This is a genomic window from Kitasatospora sp. NPDC101176, assembly GCF_044768035.1.
GTDB lineage: Bacteria > Actinomycetota > Actinomycetes > Streptomycetales > Streptomycetaceae > Kitasatospora.
On the sequence record NZ_JBIWPA010000022.1, the window covers coordinates 130,385 to 145,517 of the forward strand.

A 15,133-nucleotide genomic window follows, 5' to 3' on the forward strand; every position below is an offset into this window, starting at 1 on the left:
CGGTCAGTCCAGCCGGACGCCGCGCCGCTGCGGGTCGCGCAGGTCGGTGCCCTGGTTCAGCCAGCGCTCCTGGAGCGCGGCCGCGCCGTGCACCCGCTTCCAGCCGGCCTCGTTCAGCGTCATCGGCAGCAGCGGCAGGAAGCGCACCGGATCGGCCGGTTCGTCCAGTTCCAGGTCCGGCACCAGACCGCCCGGTTCGGCGGCCAGCACCGAGGTGAAGGGCGCGCCCTCCCAGAGCGGGGCACCCAGGTCCAGCGAGCCGCCCGGGGCCACCACCAGGCCCTCGACCTGCGGCGTCGCGGCCAGCGTCGCCAGGCTGCGCAGCACGCTGTCGCGCCCGCCGCGGACGGTCAGCACCAGTTCGGCGCGCGGGCCGCGCAGCTGGTCGGCGACCATCGCCGTCGGGTCGGCCATCGGCGCGGCGGACATGCCGAGCGTCGCGTAGCGGAACAGTCCGTCGGCGTCGGGGCCGAAGCGCAGCACCTCGATCCGGTCGGTGCCGAGGAAGGTGACCGCGGCGCGGCCGCTCGGCTCACCGAAGGTGGTGATCAGCCGGGCCTCGACGGCCGCCAGCACCGCCTCCCGGGAGAGCGCCGGGGAGCTGCCGCCGTGGGGGTCGCCGAAGAGCGGGAAGTCGTGCGCCATGCCGGTGAGCGTAACCCGCGGGGGCGGGCCGACCGCGTGCGGGCGGGGCCAGGGCAAAGACTCGGGAAACCCCGCGGCACCGATGACCGGTCAGATGTTAGGGTGAGCGACTGGCCACCGGAAACGCTGCGTTTCCCGGGGCGGCGGCGCGAAGGAGGTGGTTGCGGTGGATACCGGCCGACCATGCAGTACCGGCAGCTCTACCCGGCCCCGAACTCCCCGTACCCCTCGCCACGCAGGCTGAACCGGCTGAACCAGCCGAAGTAGCCCGGGCAAGGCCGGACGCGGGACGGACCGGCCGGGAGAGCACCCCTCATCCCCTTCACCGGTGTTCTTCGCCGTCGCACCACGGCCACCCGTTCCTCCCCCGGCCCAGGCCCGGGGGGATCCCGCGCCGCCGTGCGGCGGCTCCTGTCCCAGGGAGCCTGCCATGTCGATGATCAACAGCCTGCGCGCCGCCGTCCGCACCAACCGCCGTCGTTCCGCGGCCGGCGTGTACGACACCGTCCCGGTGGGCGCCGGCTCGGCGGTCGTCGACTGCGCGGTCTACCAGCACGGCAAGCGCAACGGCGAGACCTGCAGCCCGCGCGAGGCCGTCCGCCGGGTCAAGGCGTCGCACCAACTCGCCGAGGGCAAGGGGTCGTTCAGCTGGATCGGGCTGCACGAGCCGACCGAGGACGAGTTCGAGGGCATCGCCCAGCGCTTCGGCCTGCACCCGCTCGCGGTCGAGGACGCGGTGCACGCGCACCAGCGCCCCAAGGTCGAGCGCTACGACGACGTGCTGTTCGCCGTCTTCAAGACCATCCGCTACGTCGAGCACGACCAACTCACGCCCACCAGCGAGGTGGTGGAGACCGGCGAGCTGATGGTCTTCGCCGGGCGGGACTTCGTCATCACCGTCCGGCACGGCGGCCACGGTTCGCTGCAGGAGCTGCGGCACCGGCTGGAGGCCGACGCGGACGAGTCCGGGCTGCTCGCCAAGGGCCCGTCCGCGGTGCTGCACGCGATCGCCGACCACGTCGTGGACAACTACCTGCTGGTCGCCGAGCGGCTGCAGAACGACGTCGACGAGATCGAGTACGGCGTCTTCTCGGCCAAGGGCGGGCGCAGCTCCGACGTCGGCCGCGTCTACCAACTCAAGCGCGAGGTACTGGAGTTCAAGCGCGCCGTGGTACCGCTGCTGCGCCCCATGCAGCAGCTGTCGGAGCCCCTGCAGCGCCTCGTCGACCCGGAGATCCAGAAGTACTTCCGGGACGTCGCCGACCACCTGGCCCGCGTCACCGAGCAGGTGCACGGCTTCGACGAGCTGCTGAACTCCCTGCTGCAGGCCAATCTGGCCCAGGTCTCGGTGGCGCAGAACGAGGACATGCGCAAGATCACCGCCTGGGCGGCGATCTTCGCGGTGCCCACCATGATCACCGGCGTGTACGGCATGAACTTCGACTACATGCCCGAGCTGCACCACGAGTACGGCTACCCGATGGTGCTCGGCGCGATCGTCCTGATCTGCATCGGCATGTACCGGGGCTTCCGCCGCAACGGCTGGCTCTAGGACCTGGCTTCGAACCCGCGTCTGCGGGGCGACGCCGGGGGTTTGAAGACAGGCCGTAGGCCCTACCCCTCGGCCCGGCGCCGACCGCCCCGGGCGACCAGCACCAGGCCGAGCAGGATCAGCACCACCGCCGGGTAGGCCGCCACCGGCGGCCACTGACCGAGCCAGAGGGCGGCGATCAGGGCCGCGCCCGGGGTCTCCAGCAGGATCGCCGTGGACGTGATCGAGGGGCCGAGGGTGCGCACCACGCGGTTGCTCAGCGAGTGGCCCAGCAGCTGCGCGGCGACCATCAGCAGCACGATCTGCCACCACACCCCGGCCGGCCAGCCGGCCAGCGGGGTCCCGGCGACCAGGCAGATCACCAGCAGGCCCACCGCGGTGGTGGCGTAGCAGACCAGCGTGTACGCCGTGGTGCTGACGGTCCTGCGGACCTCGGCGCCCAGCAGCATGTACCCCGCCGCGGCCAGGCCCGCGCCGAGCGCGAGGGCGTCGCCGAGCAGGGCGCGCGAGGAGAGCGAGAGGTCGACGCCGGTCAGCACCAGCACACCGGCGAAGGCCACGCACATCCCGAGCCACACCAGCCGCGGCGCCCGGACGCCGAACAGCCGCATCAGCAGGATCGTCCACAGCGGGGTGGTGGTGACCAGCGCCGTCGCCGAGGCCACCGAGGTCATCCGCAGGCTGGGCATCCAGAGCGCGAAGTGCACGGCGAGCAGCGCGCCGGCGGCCGTCGCGAGCAGCAGCGCCCGGCGGCCGATCCCGCGCAGCTCGGCGCGGTGGCGCAGCAGCGCGTAGGGGCCGAGCACGCCGACCGACATGACGTTGCGCCAGAACGCGATGGCCAGCGCGGGCGCGGCGGTGGCGCTGATCAGCGGGCCGGACAGCGAGATGCCGGCGATCGAGACGGCGAGCAGCACCAGGTCGAGGGTGGGGAGGGGGTGGCCCGGCCGGACGGTGTCGGCGGCGGGTGCGGGGGCGGTCGCGGGCCGGGCGGCGGGCACGGCGCTCCTCTGCTGGGTGACGTGGACGAGGGGCTCCTACGGTAAGGCCCGTGAGTCGGGCACGGAGCTGTCGCCCGGGGGCTGAGACACTCCGTGGACGGCGGGCGAGCCCGAGGCCGTACGCTGTCCGCCATGGACCGTACGCCTGCCGCCGCGACCTCCGACGACTTCCTCGACCAGGCCCTGCTGGAGGAGGCCGCGAAGAAGTCCGGCCTCCTCTGGGTCCGCGCTGAGGGCCAGGAGCAGGCCCGCCCGCTCTGGCACGCCTGGCACGACGGCGCGGTGGTGGTGGTCGGCAACGGCGGCGAGCAGCCGCTGCACGGCCTGGTGGCCGGCTCCGACGCGGTGGTGACCGTCCGCAGCAAGGACAAGGGCGGCCGACTGACCGGCTGGAACGCCCGGGTGTCCGAGCTCGCCCCGAACGGCGAGGCCTGGCTGGGCGCCGTCGAGGAGCTCAAGGGCAAGCGGCTGAACGCGCCCGACACCGACACCATCGGCGACCGCTGGGCCCGCGAGTGCCGGGTGCTGCGGCTGGAGCCGGCCGGCGCCCTCACCGAACGCCCGGACGCCATGCCGGACGGCTCGCACGCCGCCCGGCCGATGGACACCCCGGCCACCACCCGCCGGCCGATCCCGGCCGGTCTGCCCAAACTGCTGTTCAAGCGCCGCTAAAGGTTCACGCCCGGGCCCCCGCCGCTGTGTACGGTGCCTCGTCGGGCCGGGGCACCGACGCGCGGGTAGCCTAGGCCCCGGGTGCGCCCCGGCGTGCCAGGCACCGGCGTCGAGCGAGTCGAGGGAGTTCATGGCAGGGCCAGGTACCCGGGTCTTCATCTCCCACCTCTCGGCGCTCGCCGTGTTCGACCCGAACGGCGACCAGGTGGGCCGGGTCCGGGACGTGGTCGTCTCGCTGCGGCTCGGCGGCCGCCCCCCGCGGGTCCTCGGGCTGGTGGTCGAGGTGGTCGGCCGGCGCCGGATCTTCCTGCCGATGACCAGGGTCACCAGCATGGAGTCCGGTCAGGTGCTCACCACCGGCGTGATCAACCTGCGGCGCTTCGAGCAGCGCCCGTCCGAGACGATGGTGCTCGCCGAGCTGCTGGACCGCACCGTCACCTGGTCCAAGACCGGCGAGGAGGTCACCGTCCTGGACGTCGGGATGGTGCAGACCCGGCTGCGCGAGTGGGAGATCAGCAAGGTCTTCGTCCAGATCGGCCGGGCCGGCCGGCTGCGCAAGGGCAAGGGCGAGCGGCTCACCCTGGACTGGCAGGACGTCACCGGCTTCGCGCTGCCCGAACAGGACCAGGGCGCCGCCAACCTGCTGGCCACCTTCGAGCAGCTGCGCGCCGCCGACCTCGCCAGCGTGATGCACCACCTGTCCGCCAAGCGCCGGGCCGAGGTGGCCGCCGCCCTCGACGACGAGCGGCTCGCCGACGTCCTGGAGGAGCTGCCCGAGGACGACCAGATCGAGATCATCGGCAAGCTCCAGGACGAACGCGCCGCCGACATCCTCGAGGCGATGGACCCGGACGACGCCGCCGACCTGCTCTCCGAACTGCCCGGCGACGAGGCCGAGCGCCTGCTCCAGCTGATGGAGCCGGACGAGGCCGAGCCCGTCCGCCGCCTGCTGTCGTACGAGGAGAACACCGCCGGCGGTCTGATGACCACCGAACCGGTCGTCCTGGAGCCGGACGCCACGGTGGCCGAGGCCCTCGCCCGGATCCGGGTCCGCGACCACAAGCCCGCGCTGGCCGCGCAGGTGTACGTGTGCCGGCCGCCGAACGAGACCCCGACCGGCAAGTACCTGGGCACCGTGCACTTCCAGCGGCTGCTGCGCGAACCCCCGTACGTCCTGGTCGGCTCCCTCGTCGACGACGACCTGGACCCGCTGCCGCCGGACACCCCGCTGTCGCTGATCACCAGCTACCTGGCGACCTACAACCTGGTCTCGGCGCCGGTCGTCGACGAGGCGGACCACCTGCTCGGCGCGGTCACCGTCGACGACGTGCTCGACCACCTGCTGCCCGAGGACTGGCGCGAGGCCGCCCTGCACGGCCACGACGATGCGCAGGACGACGACACGAGGGAAGAGGTGCCTGGTGGACGCTGACCGCAAGGGACGGCGGGAGGAGTCCCCCCGCCAGCGCCTCCAGAGCGAGCTGCGCCAGCTCCGGGAGCTGCGCAACCGCGAGGGCGGCCGGGAGCGGCGCACCGAGACGTCCTCCACCGGCCCGTCGCGCAGCCGGCTCGACCAGCCGCGCACCGCCCGGCCCGGCCTGATCAGCCTGCCCTCGTACGACCCGGAGGCGTTCGGCAAGCTCTCCGAGCGGATCGCGCGCTTCCTGGGCACCGGCCGGTTCATCGTCTGGATGACGGTGGTGATCATCATCTGGGTGGCCTGGAACACCCTGCTGCCCGAGGACGTGCGGTTCGACAGCTACCCGTTCATCTTCCTGACCCTGGTCCTGTCCCTCCAGGCCTCCTACGCGGCCCCGCTGATCCTGCTCGCGCAGAACCGCCAGGACAACCGGGACCGCGTCAACATGGAGCAGGACCGCGCCCGCAGCGACCGCAACATCGCCGACACCGAGTACCTGACCCGCGAGGTCGCGGCCCTGCGCCACGGGCTCGGGGAGGTCGCCACCCGCGCCTTCATCTCCTCCGAGCTGGGCAGCATCCGCACCGAACTCCAGTCGCTCCTCAAGGAGATCGACGAGCGCCGGGAGTCCGCCGAGGCGCTGTGACCGGCGGCACGCTACCGACTGGTTAAGGGGCACCCCCCGCGCCGTACCATCAAGGCATGGCCAACGAGACAGAGGTCGCGGCCGGCGTCACGGAGGATTCCGTACGCCAGGCGCTGGCGACCGTCAACGACCCGGAGATCAACCGCCCGATCACCGAGATCGGGATGGTGAAATCGGTCGCGATCGCCGAGGACGGCGCCGTGCACGTCGCGGTCTACCTGACCGTCTCCGGCTGCCCGATGCGCGACACCATCGTCACCCGGGTCCGCGAGGCGGTCGGCAAGGTCCCGGGCGTGACCGGTGTCGAGGTCGAGCTCGACGTGATGAGCGACGAGCAGCGCAAGGAGCTCTCCCAGCTGCTGCGCGGCGGCGCCCCCGAGCGGGAGATCCCGTTCGCCAAGCCGGGCACGCTGACCCGCGTCTACGCCGTCGCCTCCGGCAAGGGCGGCGTCGGCAAGTCCTCGGTGACCGTCAACCTGGCCGCCGCGATGGCCGCCGACGGGCTGAAGGTCGCCGTCGTGGACGCCGACATCTACGGCCACAGCGTGCCGCGCATGCTCGGCGTCGAGGGCCGGCCCACGCAGGTCCAGGACATGATCATGCCGCCGCAGGCGAACGGCGTGAAGGTCATCTCGATCGGCATGTTCACCCCGGGCAACGCCCCGGTCGTCTGGCGCGGCCCGATGCTGCACCGCGCGCTGCAGCAGTTCCTCGCCGACGTGTACTGGGGCGACCTGGACGTGCTGCTGCTGGACCTGCCGCCCGGCACCGGCGACATCGCGATCTCGGTGGCGCAGCTGGTCCCCAACGCGGAGATCCTGATCGTCACCACCCCGCAGATGGCCGCCGCCGAGGTGGCCGAGCGGGCCGGCACCATCGCGGTGCAGACCCACCAGAAGATCGTCGGCGTGATCGAGAACATGTCCGGCATGCCGTGCCCGCACTGCGACGAGATGATCGACGTCTTCGGCACCGGCGGCGGCCAGGTCGTCGCGGAGGCGCTCACCCGCACCGTCGGCGCGACCGTCCCGGTGCTCGGCTCGATCCCGATCGACGTCCGCCTGCGCGAGGGCGGCGACGACGGCCGCCCGGTCGTGCTCGCCGCGCCCGACTCCCCCGCCGGCGCCGCGCTGCGCGCCGTCGCCGGCAAGCTCGGCGGCCGCCAGCGCGGTCTGTCCGGCCTCTCCCTGGGCCTGACGCCCAAGAACAAGTTCTGACCCCGGGCCCACGGGGCGGAACTGACGGACCGACGGGCCGGAGGCCGGGTGGTGCCCACCACCCGGCCTCCGGCGTCCGCGGCGGCCGGGCGGACCGGCGCGGGCCCCGGAACGGCCGGCAGGACCGGCCCGACGGGGCCTACGGGCGGGTGTAGGCCGCCAGGTCCGGGACGGTGGCGAAGCCGGCGCCGTAGGCGCTCACGCCGCGGCCGTACGCACCGAGCAGGACGCCGGGGGCCTCGCCAGCGAGCACCCAGCCGTACTCCGACTCGCGGTAGCGGAAGGGCTGCGGGAGGCCGTTGACCGGCAGGCTCAGGGTGGACCAGCCGGGGCCGGCCAGGTCGTCGGCGAGGTCCCAGGCGAGGCTGCTCTGCTGGTCCAGCCAGTCCTGGCGCAGCGCCCGGTCGAGCTGGCCGGGCCAGGTCGAGGCGAGCAGGCCGGAGCCGGCCAGCCAGGCCGCCGAGGAGGCGGAGGTCGCCTCCAGGGTGCCGGTGTTGTCGGCACTGCGGCGGCTGTCCCGGCGGGCCACCGTGACCACGACGGCGAAGCGGCGCACGTCCCGCGGCTCGTACTGTCTGGCCGGCTCCTCGCCGTGGCCGAGGGTGCCGTAGTCGACGCCGCCGGCCGCCCCGGCGCGGGGGCCGCCCGCACCGGCCTGCATCAGGTAGCGGCGGCCGGTCCAGCCGTCGTCCAGGCCGTACCAGGGGAAGTCGGCGGACAGGTAGGGCACCAGGGGGTCCGCCGGACCGGCCTGCCCGCCGACCACCGGGCCGCCGGCCGTGGCCGTCGTCCCCACCGACTGACTCGTCGCGTCCATCCCCGGACCTCCTCAACCGCACGTTTGCCTGCCGTGGCGCGCTCCCATCGTGGCGTACCGCGGCGCTCCCGGGGGCCGTTCCCGGCCCGCGACCGGGCGGAATGTGACGGACGGCTCATCGGGAGCAATCAGCACAATAGCGGCGCACACGCCGGCGCCCCGCTCAGCCGGGCGGCCGGGCGGGGCGCGGTCGGTACGTGCTCAGGTGGCGTCGGGGTCGAACGGGGGCCGCTCGCCGGGCTGCAGCGGGGCGCCCGCGGCGGCCGCGGCCGGGGCCGCGGGCTTGTCGAAGCTGACGCTGCCGCTGCGGCCGTTCACCGGCGCCGCGGGCTTGTCGTCCAGGACGGAACGGAGGTCGAGCGAGTCCTTCATGTCCTTGAGGCCCAGCGGGTCCTCGTTGCCGCCCAGCAGCTGCTTGCGCACGAAGGTCTTGGGGTGCAGGTCCTCGAAGTCGAAGTCCTTGAAGTCCGGGCCGAGCTCGCTGCGGATGTCCTCCTTCGCGTTGTCCGCGAAGGACCGGACCTTCCGGATGAAGCCCATGGTGTCCTGGATCAGCTTCGGGAGCTTGTCGGGGCCGAAGATGATGATCGCCATCACGATCAGGGTCAGGATCTCCAGCCCGCCTACATCGCTGAACACCTAAGCTCCCTAGCTCGTCGGACGACGGTTCCTACAGGGTAATGGCCACCGGCGGGTCCCTGGTCCACGCTGTGATGAAGCCGTGGTAAAGACCTGCCGGTGGCCGGGGCCGTCGCGCCGGAGTCCGGACGATGGGCGGGCTCTCGGGGCCCGGGCCCAGCCCTAGTAGCCCGTCTCCTGGTGCAGGGCGACGAGGCCGCCCGGGGGGCGTTCCGGGGCCGGCGGCGGGGTCGCGTTGCGGGTCGCCGCGACGGGGCGGCCGGGGAAGTCCACCGGGACCTGCCCGGTCATCGGGACCAGCCCGCCGCTGCGGCCGGTGCTCCCGTTGCTGCCCGCCGGGCTGACCGAGGTGCCGTGCTGGTCCTCGCCCTGGGTGCTGAGGCCGCCGACACCGCCGAGCGTGACCGCGGCGACCGAGAAGGCCCCCGCGGCGGCGAAGACGAAGCGGCGCCCGCGCGGGGCGGCGGCGCGCACCTGGGCGGCGGCCGCCCGTGCCGGGACGGGGCTCGCGGGGTGGCCGGCGGCGTCGGGGCGGGCCGAGCGCCGGCCCATCAGCGGACGCAGCACCGCGCCGCCGCGCCCGAACGCCCGCGGGTCGACCCCGGGCACCGGGGCTCCGGCGCCGAGCGCGCCCGCGCCGAAGGAGGCACCGGCGCCGCGGCCGAAGGTCCCGCCGTTGAGCCGGCTGCCGCCGAGCGTGCCGGGGGCCGTGGTACCGCCGCCGGGCAGGTCGTCGTCGTCCCCGCGGCCGCCGCGGCCGGCCGGCCAGTCGGTGTCCGCCGGGTCGCCGTCCGGCAGGGCGCCGACGGCCATCAGCCGGGCCATCAGCCCGGTGGACGGCCCGGGCGTGCCGGTGCGGGTCAGCAGGTGCTTGACGGCGCGGCCCTCGTCGGCCTCGGCGAGGCACTGGGGGCAGGTCGCCAGGTGGGCCTGGACGCGCTCGCGCGAGTCGTGGCCGAGCTCGCCGTCCAGGAACGAGGAGAGGCGCTCACCGAGGTGGTGTTCCTCGGCGGGGGGCTCGGTGGGGCGCACCGGCACGGCGCGCAGCGCCGTCTCGCCCGGCAGCGCGACCGCGGGGGGTACCGGCTCGGCGGGCTCGTCGTGGCCGCGACGGCCCGGCAGGGCCCAGCTCCGCCGGGTGGCGGACCGGCCGGACGCGTCCGACTGGCCCGGCCCTGACCGGCCGGTTCCGCTCACGATCGCCTCCGTCCGCGCGCACCGGGCGCGACCGCGCCCTCGACGGCGGCGGCGCCGACGGGCACCGGCTCCTCCGAGCCGCCGCGGCGCTCCCGCCCGGGGGCGGAGCCGGGGGCCCGGTGCTTGAGCGCGGCACGCAGGTGGGAGCGGCCGCGGTGGATGCGGCTGCGGACGGTGCCGAGCTTGACGCCCAGCGTGGCGGCGATCTCCTCGTAGGAGAGGCCCTCGATGTCGCAGAGCACCACGGCGGCCCGGAACTCCGGGGCGAGGGTGTCCAGGGCCTGCTGCACGTCGGCGTCGAAGTGGGTGTCGCTGAAGTGCTGGGCCGGGCTGGGCTCGCGGGAGGCGAGCCGCTCGGCCGCGTCCTCGCCGAGCGCGTCGAAGCGGATGCGCTGGCGTCGGCGGACCATGTCCAGGAACAGGTTGGTGGTGATCCGGTGCAGCCAGCCCTCGAAGGTGCCGGGGGTGTAGGTCGACAGCGAGCGGAACACCCGGACGAAGACCTCCTGGGTGAGGTCCTCGGCGTCGTGCTGGTTGCCCGTCAGGCGGTAGGCCAGGCGGTAGACGCGGGCGCTGTGCGCCTCGACGATCTCCTCCCACGTGGGCGGAGTCCAGGTCTGCGCGTCGGGGCCCTCGGTGAAGGTCGCGAGGGCGGGGGCCTCGGTGGTCCCGGCGGCCGGCGTTTCGGCGGCCGGCTGGTCCAGGTCGGAGTGCGCAGGCTGGTTCATCACGGGCTTCGGCGTACGGGCCGACGCGGTGCCGCGGGAGTGCCGCCGCACGGGGACGTCGCCCTCGGCCACACCTCCTCGGTCGGCTCTTCTGCCCAGCAGGGCCACCACCATATCCACCTCACCCGTCAAGCCCGGATAAAAGTGCCCGGGAGGTCTCCCGTACCCGGTCCTCCCTGACAACGGCCCGCCGCCGTACGCGGTTCCCGGTCGGCCAGTAATCTGTGGCAGGAAATATCGACTTCCCCCGGCGCCGGGCCGTCACCCGGGGCTCCGAAAGAGGCAGCCATCAGCGACTTCGGGCCCGCGCGCGTGGCCCTCGCCGACACCTACGTCGGCGAGGACGCGGTGCTGACCTACGCCCGGGCGCAGTCCGCGCGCACCGGGATACGGTCGATCGGCCCCAGCGGCGGGGCCTGCCTGCGGCTGCTGGCGGCCGCGCTGGACGCCAAGGCGGTGGCCGAGATCGGCACCGGGACGGGCGTCTCCGGCGTCTACCTGCTGCGCGGGATGCGGCCGGACGGCGTGCTCACCACGGTGGACTCGGAGCCGGTCCACCAGCAGCTGGCCCGCGAGGCCTACCAGGCGGCCGGGTTCGCCGCGAACCGCTCGCGGTTCATACCGGGGCGGGCGCTGGACGTCCTGCCGAGGCTCGCCGACGGCCAGTACGACCTGGTGTTCTGCGACGGCGACCCGGCCGAGTCCCGGGAGTACCTGGCGGAGGCCCTGCGGCTGCTGCGGCCGGGCGGGATGGTCTGCTTCGAGGGGGTCTTCCAGGAGGGCCGGCTGGCCGAGCCGGAGCTGCAGGACCCGCAGACGCACGCGGTGCGCGAACTGGTCCGGGACGTCCGGGAGAGCGACGCGCTGCTGCCGGCGCTGCTACCGGTCTCGGACGGGCTGCTCTGCGCCGTCAAACGCTAGGGCCGTCGAACGCTAGGGCCGTCGAACGCGCCGGGGCCGTCGAACGCCGGGGCCGTCGAACGCGCCGACCCCGTCGAACGCCGGGGACCGGACCGCGCCCCGCCGCCGGTCGCGGCGGGGAAACGCGCGGGCCCGGGCGACATGACGTCGTACCCGGGCCCGGCGGCACATCTCCAGGAGATGGCGAGCACCTGCTGCGGTCAGCCGCAGGCCTTCTTCAGGGCCTCGCCGAGGGCGTCGGCCTCGTCAGGCGTGAGCTCCACCACCAGGCGTCCGCCGCCTTCGAGCGGAACGCGCATGATGATGCCCCGTCCCTCTTTGGTGACTTCGAGCGGGCCGTCACCCGTCCGCGGCTTCATGGCCGCCATGCTCGTTCCCCTTCCTGCAACCGCTCAGCTACGCACCGGCAGTCCGTCCACCGCCGGTATCGAACGCATTGATCGGAAGCCATTATCCCGCATGCCACGGCCTGATGACCAACATCACTCTCGGTGCAACCTCGGCCGGACCGCCCCCAAGCACCGCAATTGCCGTCATAAGCCCCGGCGTGGCGGCCGTGCGCACGCCACTGGAAGGTGCGATACCTCACACTCCCCAGCCGGACGGGTGCTCCGGCATCCTGGCACACGACCGACACCGAGACGATCACAAGGGAGCCCCTCGCCCATGTCCGATTCCGTGCTGTACGAGCTCGAGGGCGGCCTGGCCGTCATCACCATCAACCGCCCGGAGGCCATGAACGCCCTGGACGTCGCGACCAAGGTCGCGCTGCGGGACACCGTGACCGCCGCGGCCGCCGACCCGGCGGTGCGGGCGGTGCTGCTGACCGGCGCCGGCGAGCGCGCGTTCTGCGTCGGGCAGGACCTGAACGAGCACCTGACGATGCTGAAGCGCGCCGACGAGACCGGCGAGGGCGCGCTGCGCACCGTCGCCGAGCACTACAACCCGCTGGTGCGGGCCTTGGCCGGGATGCGCAAGCCGACCGTCGCCGCGGTGGGCGGGGTGGCGGCGGGCGCGGGCGCCTCGCTGGCCTTCGCCTGCGACTTCCGGATCCTGTCCGACCGGGCCGGCTTCAACACCGCCTTCACCGGGATCGGCCTGACCGCCGACTCGGGCGCCTCCTGGACGCTCCCCCGGCTGGTCGGGCACGCCAAGGCCACCGAGCTGCTGATGCTGCCGCGGACGGTCAAGGCCACCGAGGCGATGGAGCTGGGACTGGCCACCAAGGTCGTCCCCGCCGAGGAACTCGCCGCCACCGCCCGGGTGTTCGCCCGGGAGCTGGCCGAGGGCCCGACGGTGGCCTACGGCGCCGTCAAGGAGTCGCTGGCGTACGGCGCCGCGCACTCGCTGGACGAGCTGCTGGACAAGGAGGACGAGCTGCAGACCCTGGCGGGCGAGAGCGAGGACCACCGGATCGCGGTCCGCGCCTTCATCGCCAAGGAGAAGCCGACCTACCTGGGCCGCTAGGACCCGCCGGGTCCCGCCGCCGCTCCGGCGGCGGCCCCGGTGCGGACGTGGCAGTCCGCCAGGTGGTCGTCGACCAGGCCGCAGGCCTGCATCAGGGCGTAGGCGGTGGTCGGGCCGACGAAGCGGAAGCCCGTCCGCTTCAACTCCTTCGCGAGCGCCGTCGACTCGGGCGTGACGGCCGGCACCTCCCCCAGGGTGCGGGGGGCCGGCCGGTCCGGGGCGGCGGCGAACCGCCAGATCAGCGCGTCCAGGCCGCCGTCCAGGTCGCGGGCGACCCGGGCGTTGGCGATGGCCGCCTCGATCTTGGCGCGGTTGCGGATGATGCCGGCGTCGGCGAGCAGCCGCTCCACGTCGGCCTCCCCGAACCCGGCGACCTCGGCGATGGAGAAGCCCGCGAACGCCGCGCGGAAGCCCTCCCGGCGGCGCAGGATGGTCAGCCAGGAGAGCCCGGACTGGAAGGCCTCCAGGCAGACCCGTTCGAACAGGGCGTCGTCCCCGTGCACCGGGCGGCCCCACTCGGTGTCGTGGTAGACCCGGTAGTCGTCGGTGGAGTCGCCCCAGCCGCAGCGGAGCAGGCCGTCCGCACCGAGCACCGCCCCCTGCGCGGGGGTGGTCACTGGTCCTTCACCGGCTTCGCGTCCTCGGGCTCGTCCTTGGTGAGCACGACGACCGGTTCGACGACCTTCGCGAACTCCTCCAGGCCGGGCAGCGGCTCGGCGCCGGCGTCCGGGCCGTTGGTCGCCTCGACCGCGCCGCGCAGGTGGGCGGCGGCCTCCAGTTCGGCGATCCGCGAGTCGCGGTAGGCGAGTTCGGCGCCGAGGCGGTCCAGGACGTCGTCCACCTCGTCCATCCGGTAGCCGCGGACGGCCATCGGCAGCCGCAGGTCGTCGACGTCCGCCTTGCTCAGCGGACGGTCCTGCGGCAGGCGGGCCGCGAGGCGGTCGGGCACCGCCTCCGGCATCGAGCCGCCCCCGCCGAGCGCCACCAGCGCGGCGCCACCCACCACCACGGCCATGGCGACCACGATCACCCAGAACACGAGCTGTCCTCCCGAACTTCCGGCCGCTCCTCGTCAGGGTGCCGATTACCAAACTGATCATGACAGCATGGTCCCTAGTGAGGCCGGGGGCCATCATCGCACCCGCAGGAGCTGTGGAGGAGACATCGGTGGCACTGCGCCTGGGACCGCGGGAATTCGGCGACGACGAGCTGGTGATCATGGCGATCGTCAACCGGACGCCGGACTCGTTCTTCGACAAGGGCGCCACCTTCGCGGACGAGGCCGCGTTCGCCGCCGCCGACCGTGCGATGGCCGAGGGCGCGGCGATCCTGGACATCGGCGGGGTGAAGGCCGGGCCCGGTGACGAGGTCACGGTGGAGGAGGAGCTGCGGCGCACCGTCCCGTTCGTGGCCGAGCTGCGCAAGCGCCACCCCGGGGCCGTGATCAGCGTGGACACCTGGCGGCACGAGGTCGGCGACGCGGTCTGCGAGGTCGGCGCCGACCTGCTGAACGACGCCTGGGGCGGGGTCGACCCGAAGCTCGCCGAGGTGGCCGCGCGCCACGACGTCGGGCTGGTCTGCACCCACGCGGGCGGCGCGGAGCCGCGCACCCGCCCGCACCGGGTCGGGTACGAGGACGTGATGGCGGACATCCTGCGGGTGACGGTCGGGCTGGCCGAGCGCGCGGTGGAGCTGGGCGTGCGGCGGGACGCCGTGGTCATCGACCCCGGGCACGACTTCGGCAAGAACACCCGGCACTCGCTGGAGGCGACCCGGCGGCTGCCGGAGATGACCGCCACCGGCTTCCCGGTGCTGGTCTCGCTGTCCAACAAGGACTTCGTGGGCGAGACGCTGGACCGGCCGGTGAACGAGCGGCTGCTCGGCACCCTGGCGACCACGGCGGTCTCGGCCTGGCTGGGCGCCCGGATCTACCGGGTGCACCAGGTCGCCGAGACCCGCCAGGTGCTGGACATGGTCGCCTCGATCCGGGGCACTCGCCCCCCGGCGGTCGCCCGCCGGGGCCTGGCGTGAGCCCTCGCCCCGGGGGGCGCGGCCCGCGCGGGCGGGGGTGCCGCCCGGGGCCCGACGGGCGCCGTCCGCCGGACGGGGCCTAGATCCAATGCCAGTGACTTTGGCGCTGTCGTCTCGTTGATTGGGGTATGGCGAGGGTGGGGCAGGTCAAGTCGTCTGCGGGTGAGCGGATATCGGACC

17 protein-coding genes are annotated in these 15,133 nt (G+C 74.0%); 8 read left to right on the forward strand and 9 right to left on the reverse strand.

Features of this window, described 5'->3' with window-relative positions:
* Positions 1–3: 3 nt before the first annotated feature.
* Positions 4–645 (reverse strand): suppressor of fused domain protein, encoded by a 642-nt coding sequence (locus tag ACIRS1_RS26655; protein WP_402844199.1) that lies wholly within the window; start codon positions 643–645, stop codon positions 4–6.
* A 430-nt stretch (positions 646–1,075) separates the two neighbouring features.
* Here ACIRS1_RS26655 and corA point away from each other — a divergent pair, with 430 nt between their 5' ends.
* Positions 1,076–2,197 carry a magnesium/cobalt transporter CorA gene (gene corA / locus ACIRS1_RS26660; RefSeq protein ID WP_402844201.1) on the forward strand — a complete coding sequence of 374 codons (1,122 nt, stop codon included), beginning with the start codon at positions 1,076–1,078 and terminating at the stop codon, positions 2,195–2,197.
* A 62-nt stretch (positions 2,198–2,259) separates the two neighbouring features.
* Here corA and ACIRS1_RS26665 read toward each other — a convergent pair whose 3' ends face one another.
* Positions 2,260–3,198 carry a DMT family transporter gene (locus ACIRS1_RS26665; protein ID WP_387904403.1) on the reverse strand — a complete coding sequence of 313 codons (939 nt, stop codon included), beginning with the start codon at positions 3,196–3,198 and terminating at the stop codon, positions 2,260–2,262.
* Positions 3,199–3,330: 132 nt separating this feature from the next.
* Here ACIRS1_RS26665 and ACIRS1_RS26670 point away from each other — a divergent pair, with 132 nt between their 5' ends.
* The 4 genes from ACIRS1_RS26670 (at position 3,331) to ACIRS1_RS26685 (ending at position 7,153) form a co-directional block, all read left to right on the forward strand.
* Entirely contained in the window at positions 3,331–3,870 is a 540-nt protein-coding gene (locus tag ACIRS1_RS26670) for a hypothetical protein (RefSeq protein ID WP_402844204.1), read from the forward strand.
* 130 nt (positions 3,871–4,000) lie between these two features.
* Complete coding sequence (locus tag ACIRS1_RS26675) at positions 4,001–5,302, forward strand: magnesium transporter MgtE N-terminal domain-containing protein (protein WP_402844207.1); 1,302 nt, start codon at positions 4,001–4,003, stop codon at positions 5,300–5,302.
* The gene (locus ACIRS1_RS26680) at positions 5,292–5,936 is read left to right on the forward strand and encodes a DUF1003 domain-containing protein (protein ID WP_363364279.1); all 645 of its coding nucleotides are present in this window, start codon (positions 5,292–5,294) and stop codon (positions 5,934–5,936) included. Before ACIRS1_RS26675 ends, ACIRS1_RS26680 begins: the two co-directional genes overlap by 11 nt.
* A gap of 56 nt (positions 5,937–5,992) precedes the next feature.
* Positions 5,993–7,153, forward strand: a complete 1,161-nt coding sequence (locus tag ACIRS1_RS26685) for an Mrp/NBP35 family ATP-binding protein (protein ID WP_360213821.1) — start codon at positions 5,993–5,995, stop codon at positions 7,151–7,153.
* 139 nt (positions 7,154–7,292) lie between these two features.
* On the opposite strand, the gene ACIRS1_RS26690 is transcribed toward ACIRS1_RS26685, so the two are convergent.
* The 4 genes from ACIRS1_RS26690 to sigE form a co-directional block, all read right to left on the reverse strand.
* A complete protein-coding gene (locus tag ACIRS1_RS26690) occupies positions 7,293–7,970 on the reverse strand; it encodes a hypothetical protein (protein WP_360213819.1) in 678 nt (225 codons plus the stop codon).
* Positions 7,971–8,171: 201 nt separating this feature from the next.
* Complete coding sequence (locus ACIRS1_RS26695) at positions 8,172–8,609, reverse strand: sec-independent translocase (protein WP_402844212.1); 438 nt, start codon at positions 8,607–8,609, stop codon at positions 8,172–8,174.
* Between the two features lie 162 nt (positions 8,610–8,771).
* Positions 8,772–9,806: a zf-HC2 domain-containing protein gene (locus ACIRS1_RS26700; RefSeq protein ID WP_402844215.1), complete on the reverse strand. Its 1,035-nt coding sequence runs from the start codon at positions 9,804–9,806 to the stop codon at positions 8,772–8,774.
* Complete coding sequence (gene sigE / locus ACIRS1_RS26705; protein ID WP_387904530.1) at positions 9,803–10,534, reverse strand: RNA polymerase sigma factor SigE; 732 nt, start codon at positions 10,532–10,534, stop codon at positions 9,803–9,805. The genes ACIRS1_RS26700 and sigE overlap by 4 nt, the downstream gene beginning before the upstream one ends.
* 312 nt (positions 10,535–10,846) lie before the next feature.
* On the opposite strand from sigE, the gene ACIRS1_RS26710 reads away from it, so the two are divergent.
* On the forward strand, positions 10,847–11,455 hold the full coding sequence (locus ACIRS1_RS26710; protein WP_360213813.1) for an O-methyltransferase: 609 nt from the start codon (positions 10,847–10,849) through the stop codon (positions 11,453–11,455).
* Between the two features lie 200 nt (positions 11,456–11,655).
* On the opposite strand, the gene ACIRS1_RS26715 is transcribed toward ACIRS1_RS26710, so the two are convergent.
* A complete protein-coding gene (locus ACIRS1_RS26715) occupies positions 11,656–11,823 on the reverse strand; it encodes a DUF3117 domain-containing protein (RefSeq protein ID WP_014137929.1) in 168 nt (55 codons plus the stop codon).
* Positions 11,824–12,121: 298 nt separating this feature from the next.
* Between ACIRS1_RS26715 and ACIRS1_RS26720 the strand changes: the two genes are divergently transcribed.
* Positions 12,122–12,922 carry an enoyl-CoA hydratase-related protein gene (locus ACIRS1_RS26720; protein WP_360213811.1) on the forward strand — a complete coding sequence of 267 codons (801 nt, stop codon included), beginning with the start codon at positions 12,122–12,124 and terminating at the stop codon, positions 12,920–12,922.
* Here ACIRS1_RS26720 and tag read toward each other — a convergent pair.
* On the reverse strand, positions 12,919–13,539 hold the full coding sequence (gene tag, locus ACIRS1_RS26725) for a DNA-3-methyladenine glycosylase I (protein WP_387904414.1): 621 nt from the start codon (positions 13,537–13,539) through the stop codon (positions 12,919–12,921). The genes ACIRS1_RS26720 and tag overlap by 4 nt on opposite strands.
* Positions 13,536–13,961, reverse strand: a complete 426-nt coding sequence (locus ACIRS1_RS26730) for a DivIVA domain-containing protein (RefSeq protein ID WP_360213807.1) — start codon at positions 13,959–13,961, stop codon at positions 13,536–13,538. The genes tag and ACIRS1_RS26730 overlap by 4 nt, the downstream gene beginning before the upstream one ends.
* 179 nt (positions 13,962–14,140) lie before the next feature.
* Between ACIRS1_RS26730 and folP the strand changes: the two genes are divergently transcribed.
* A complete protein-coding gene (gene folP / locus ACIRS1_RS26735) occupies positions 14,141–14,953 on the forward strand; it encodes a dihydropteroate synthase (RefSeq protein ID WP_360213897.1) in 813 nt (270 codons plus the stop codon).
* Positions 14,954–15,133 lie beyond the last annotated feature (180 nt).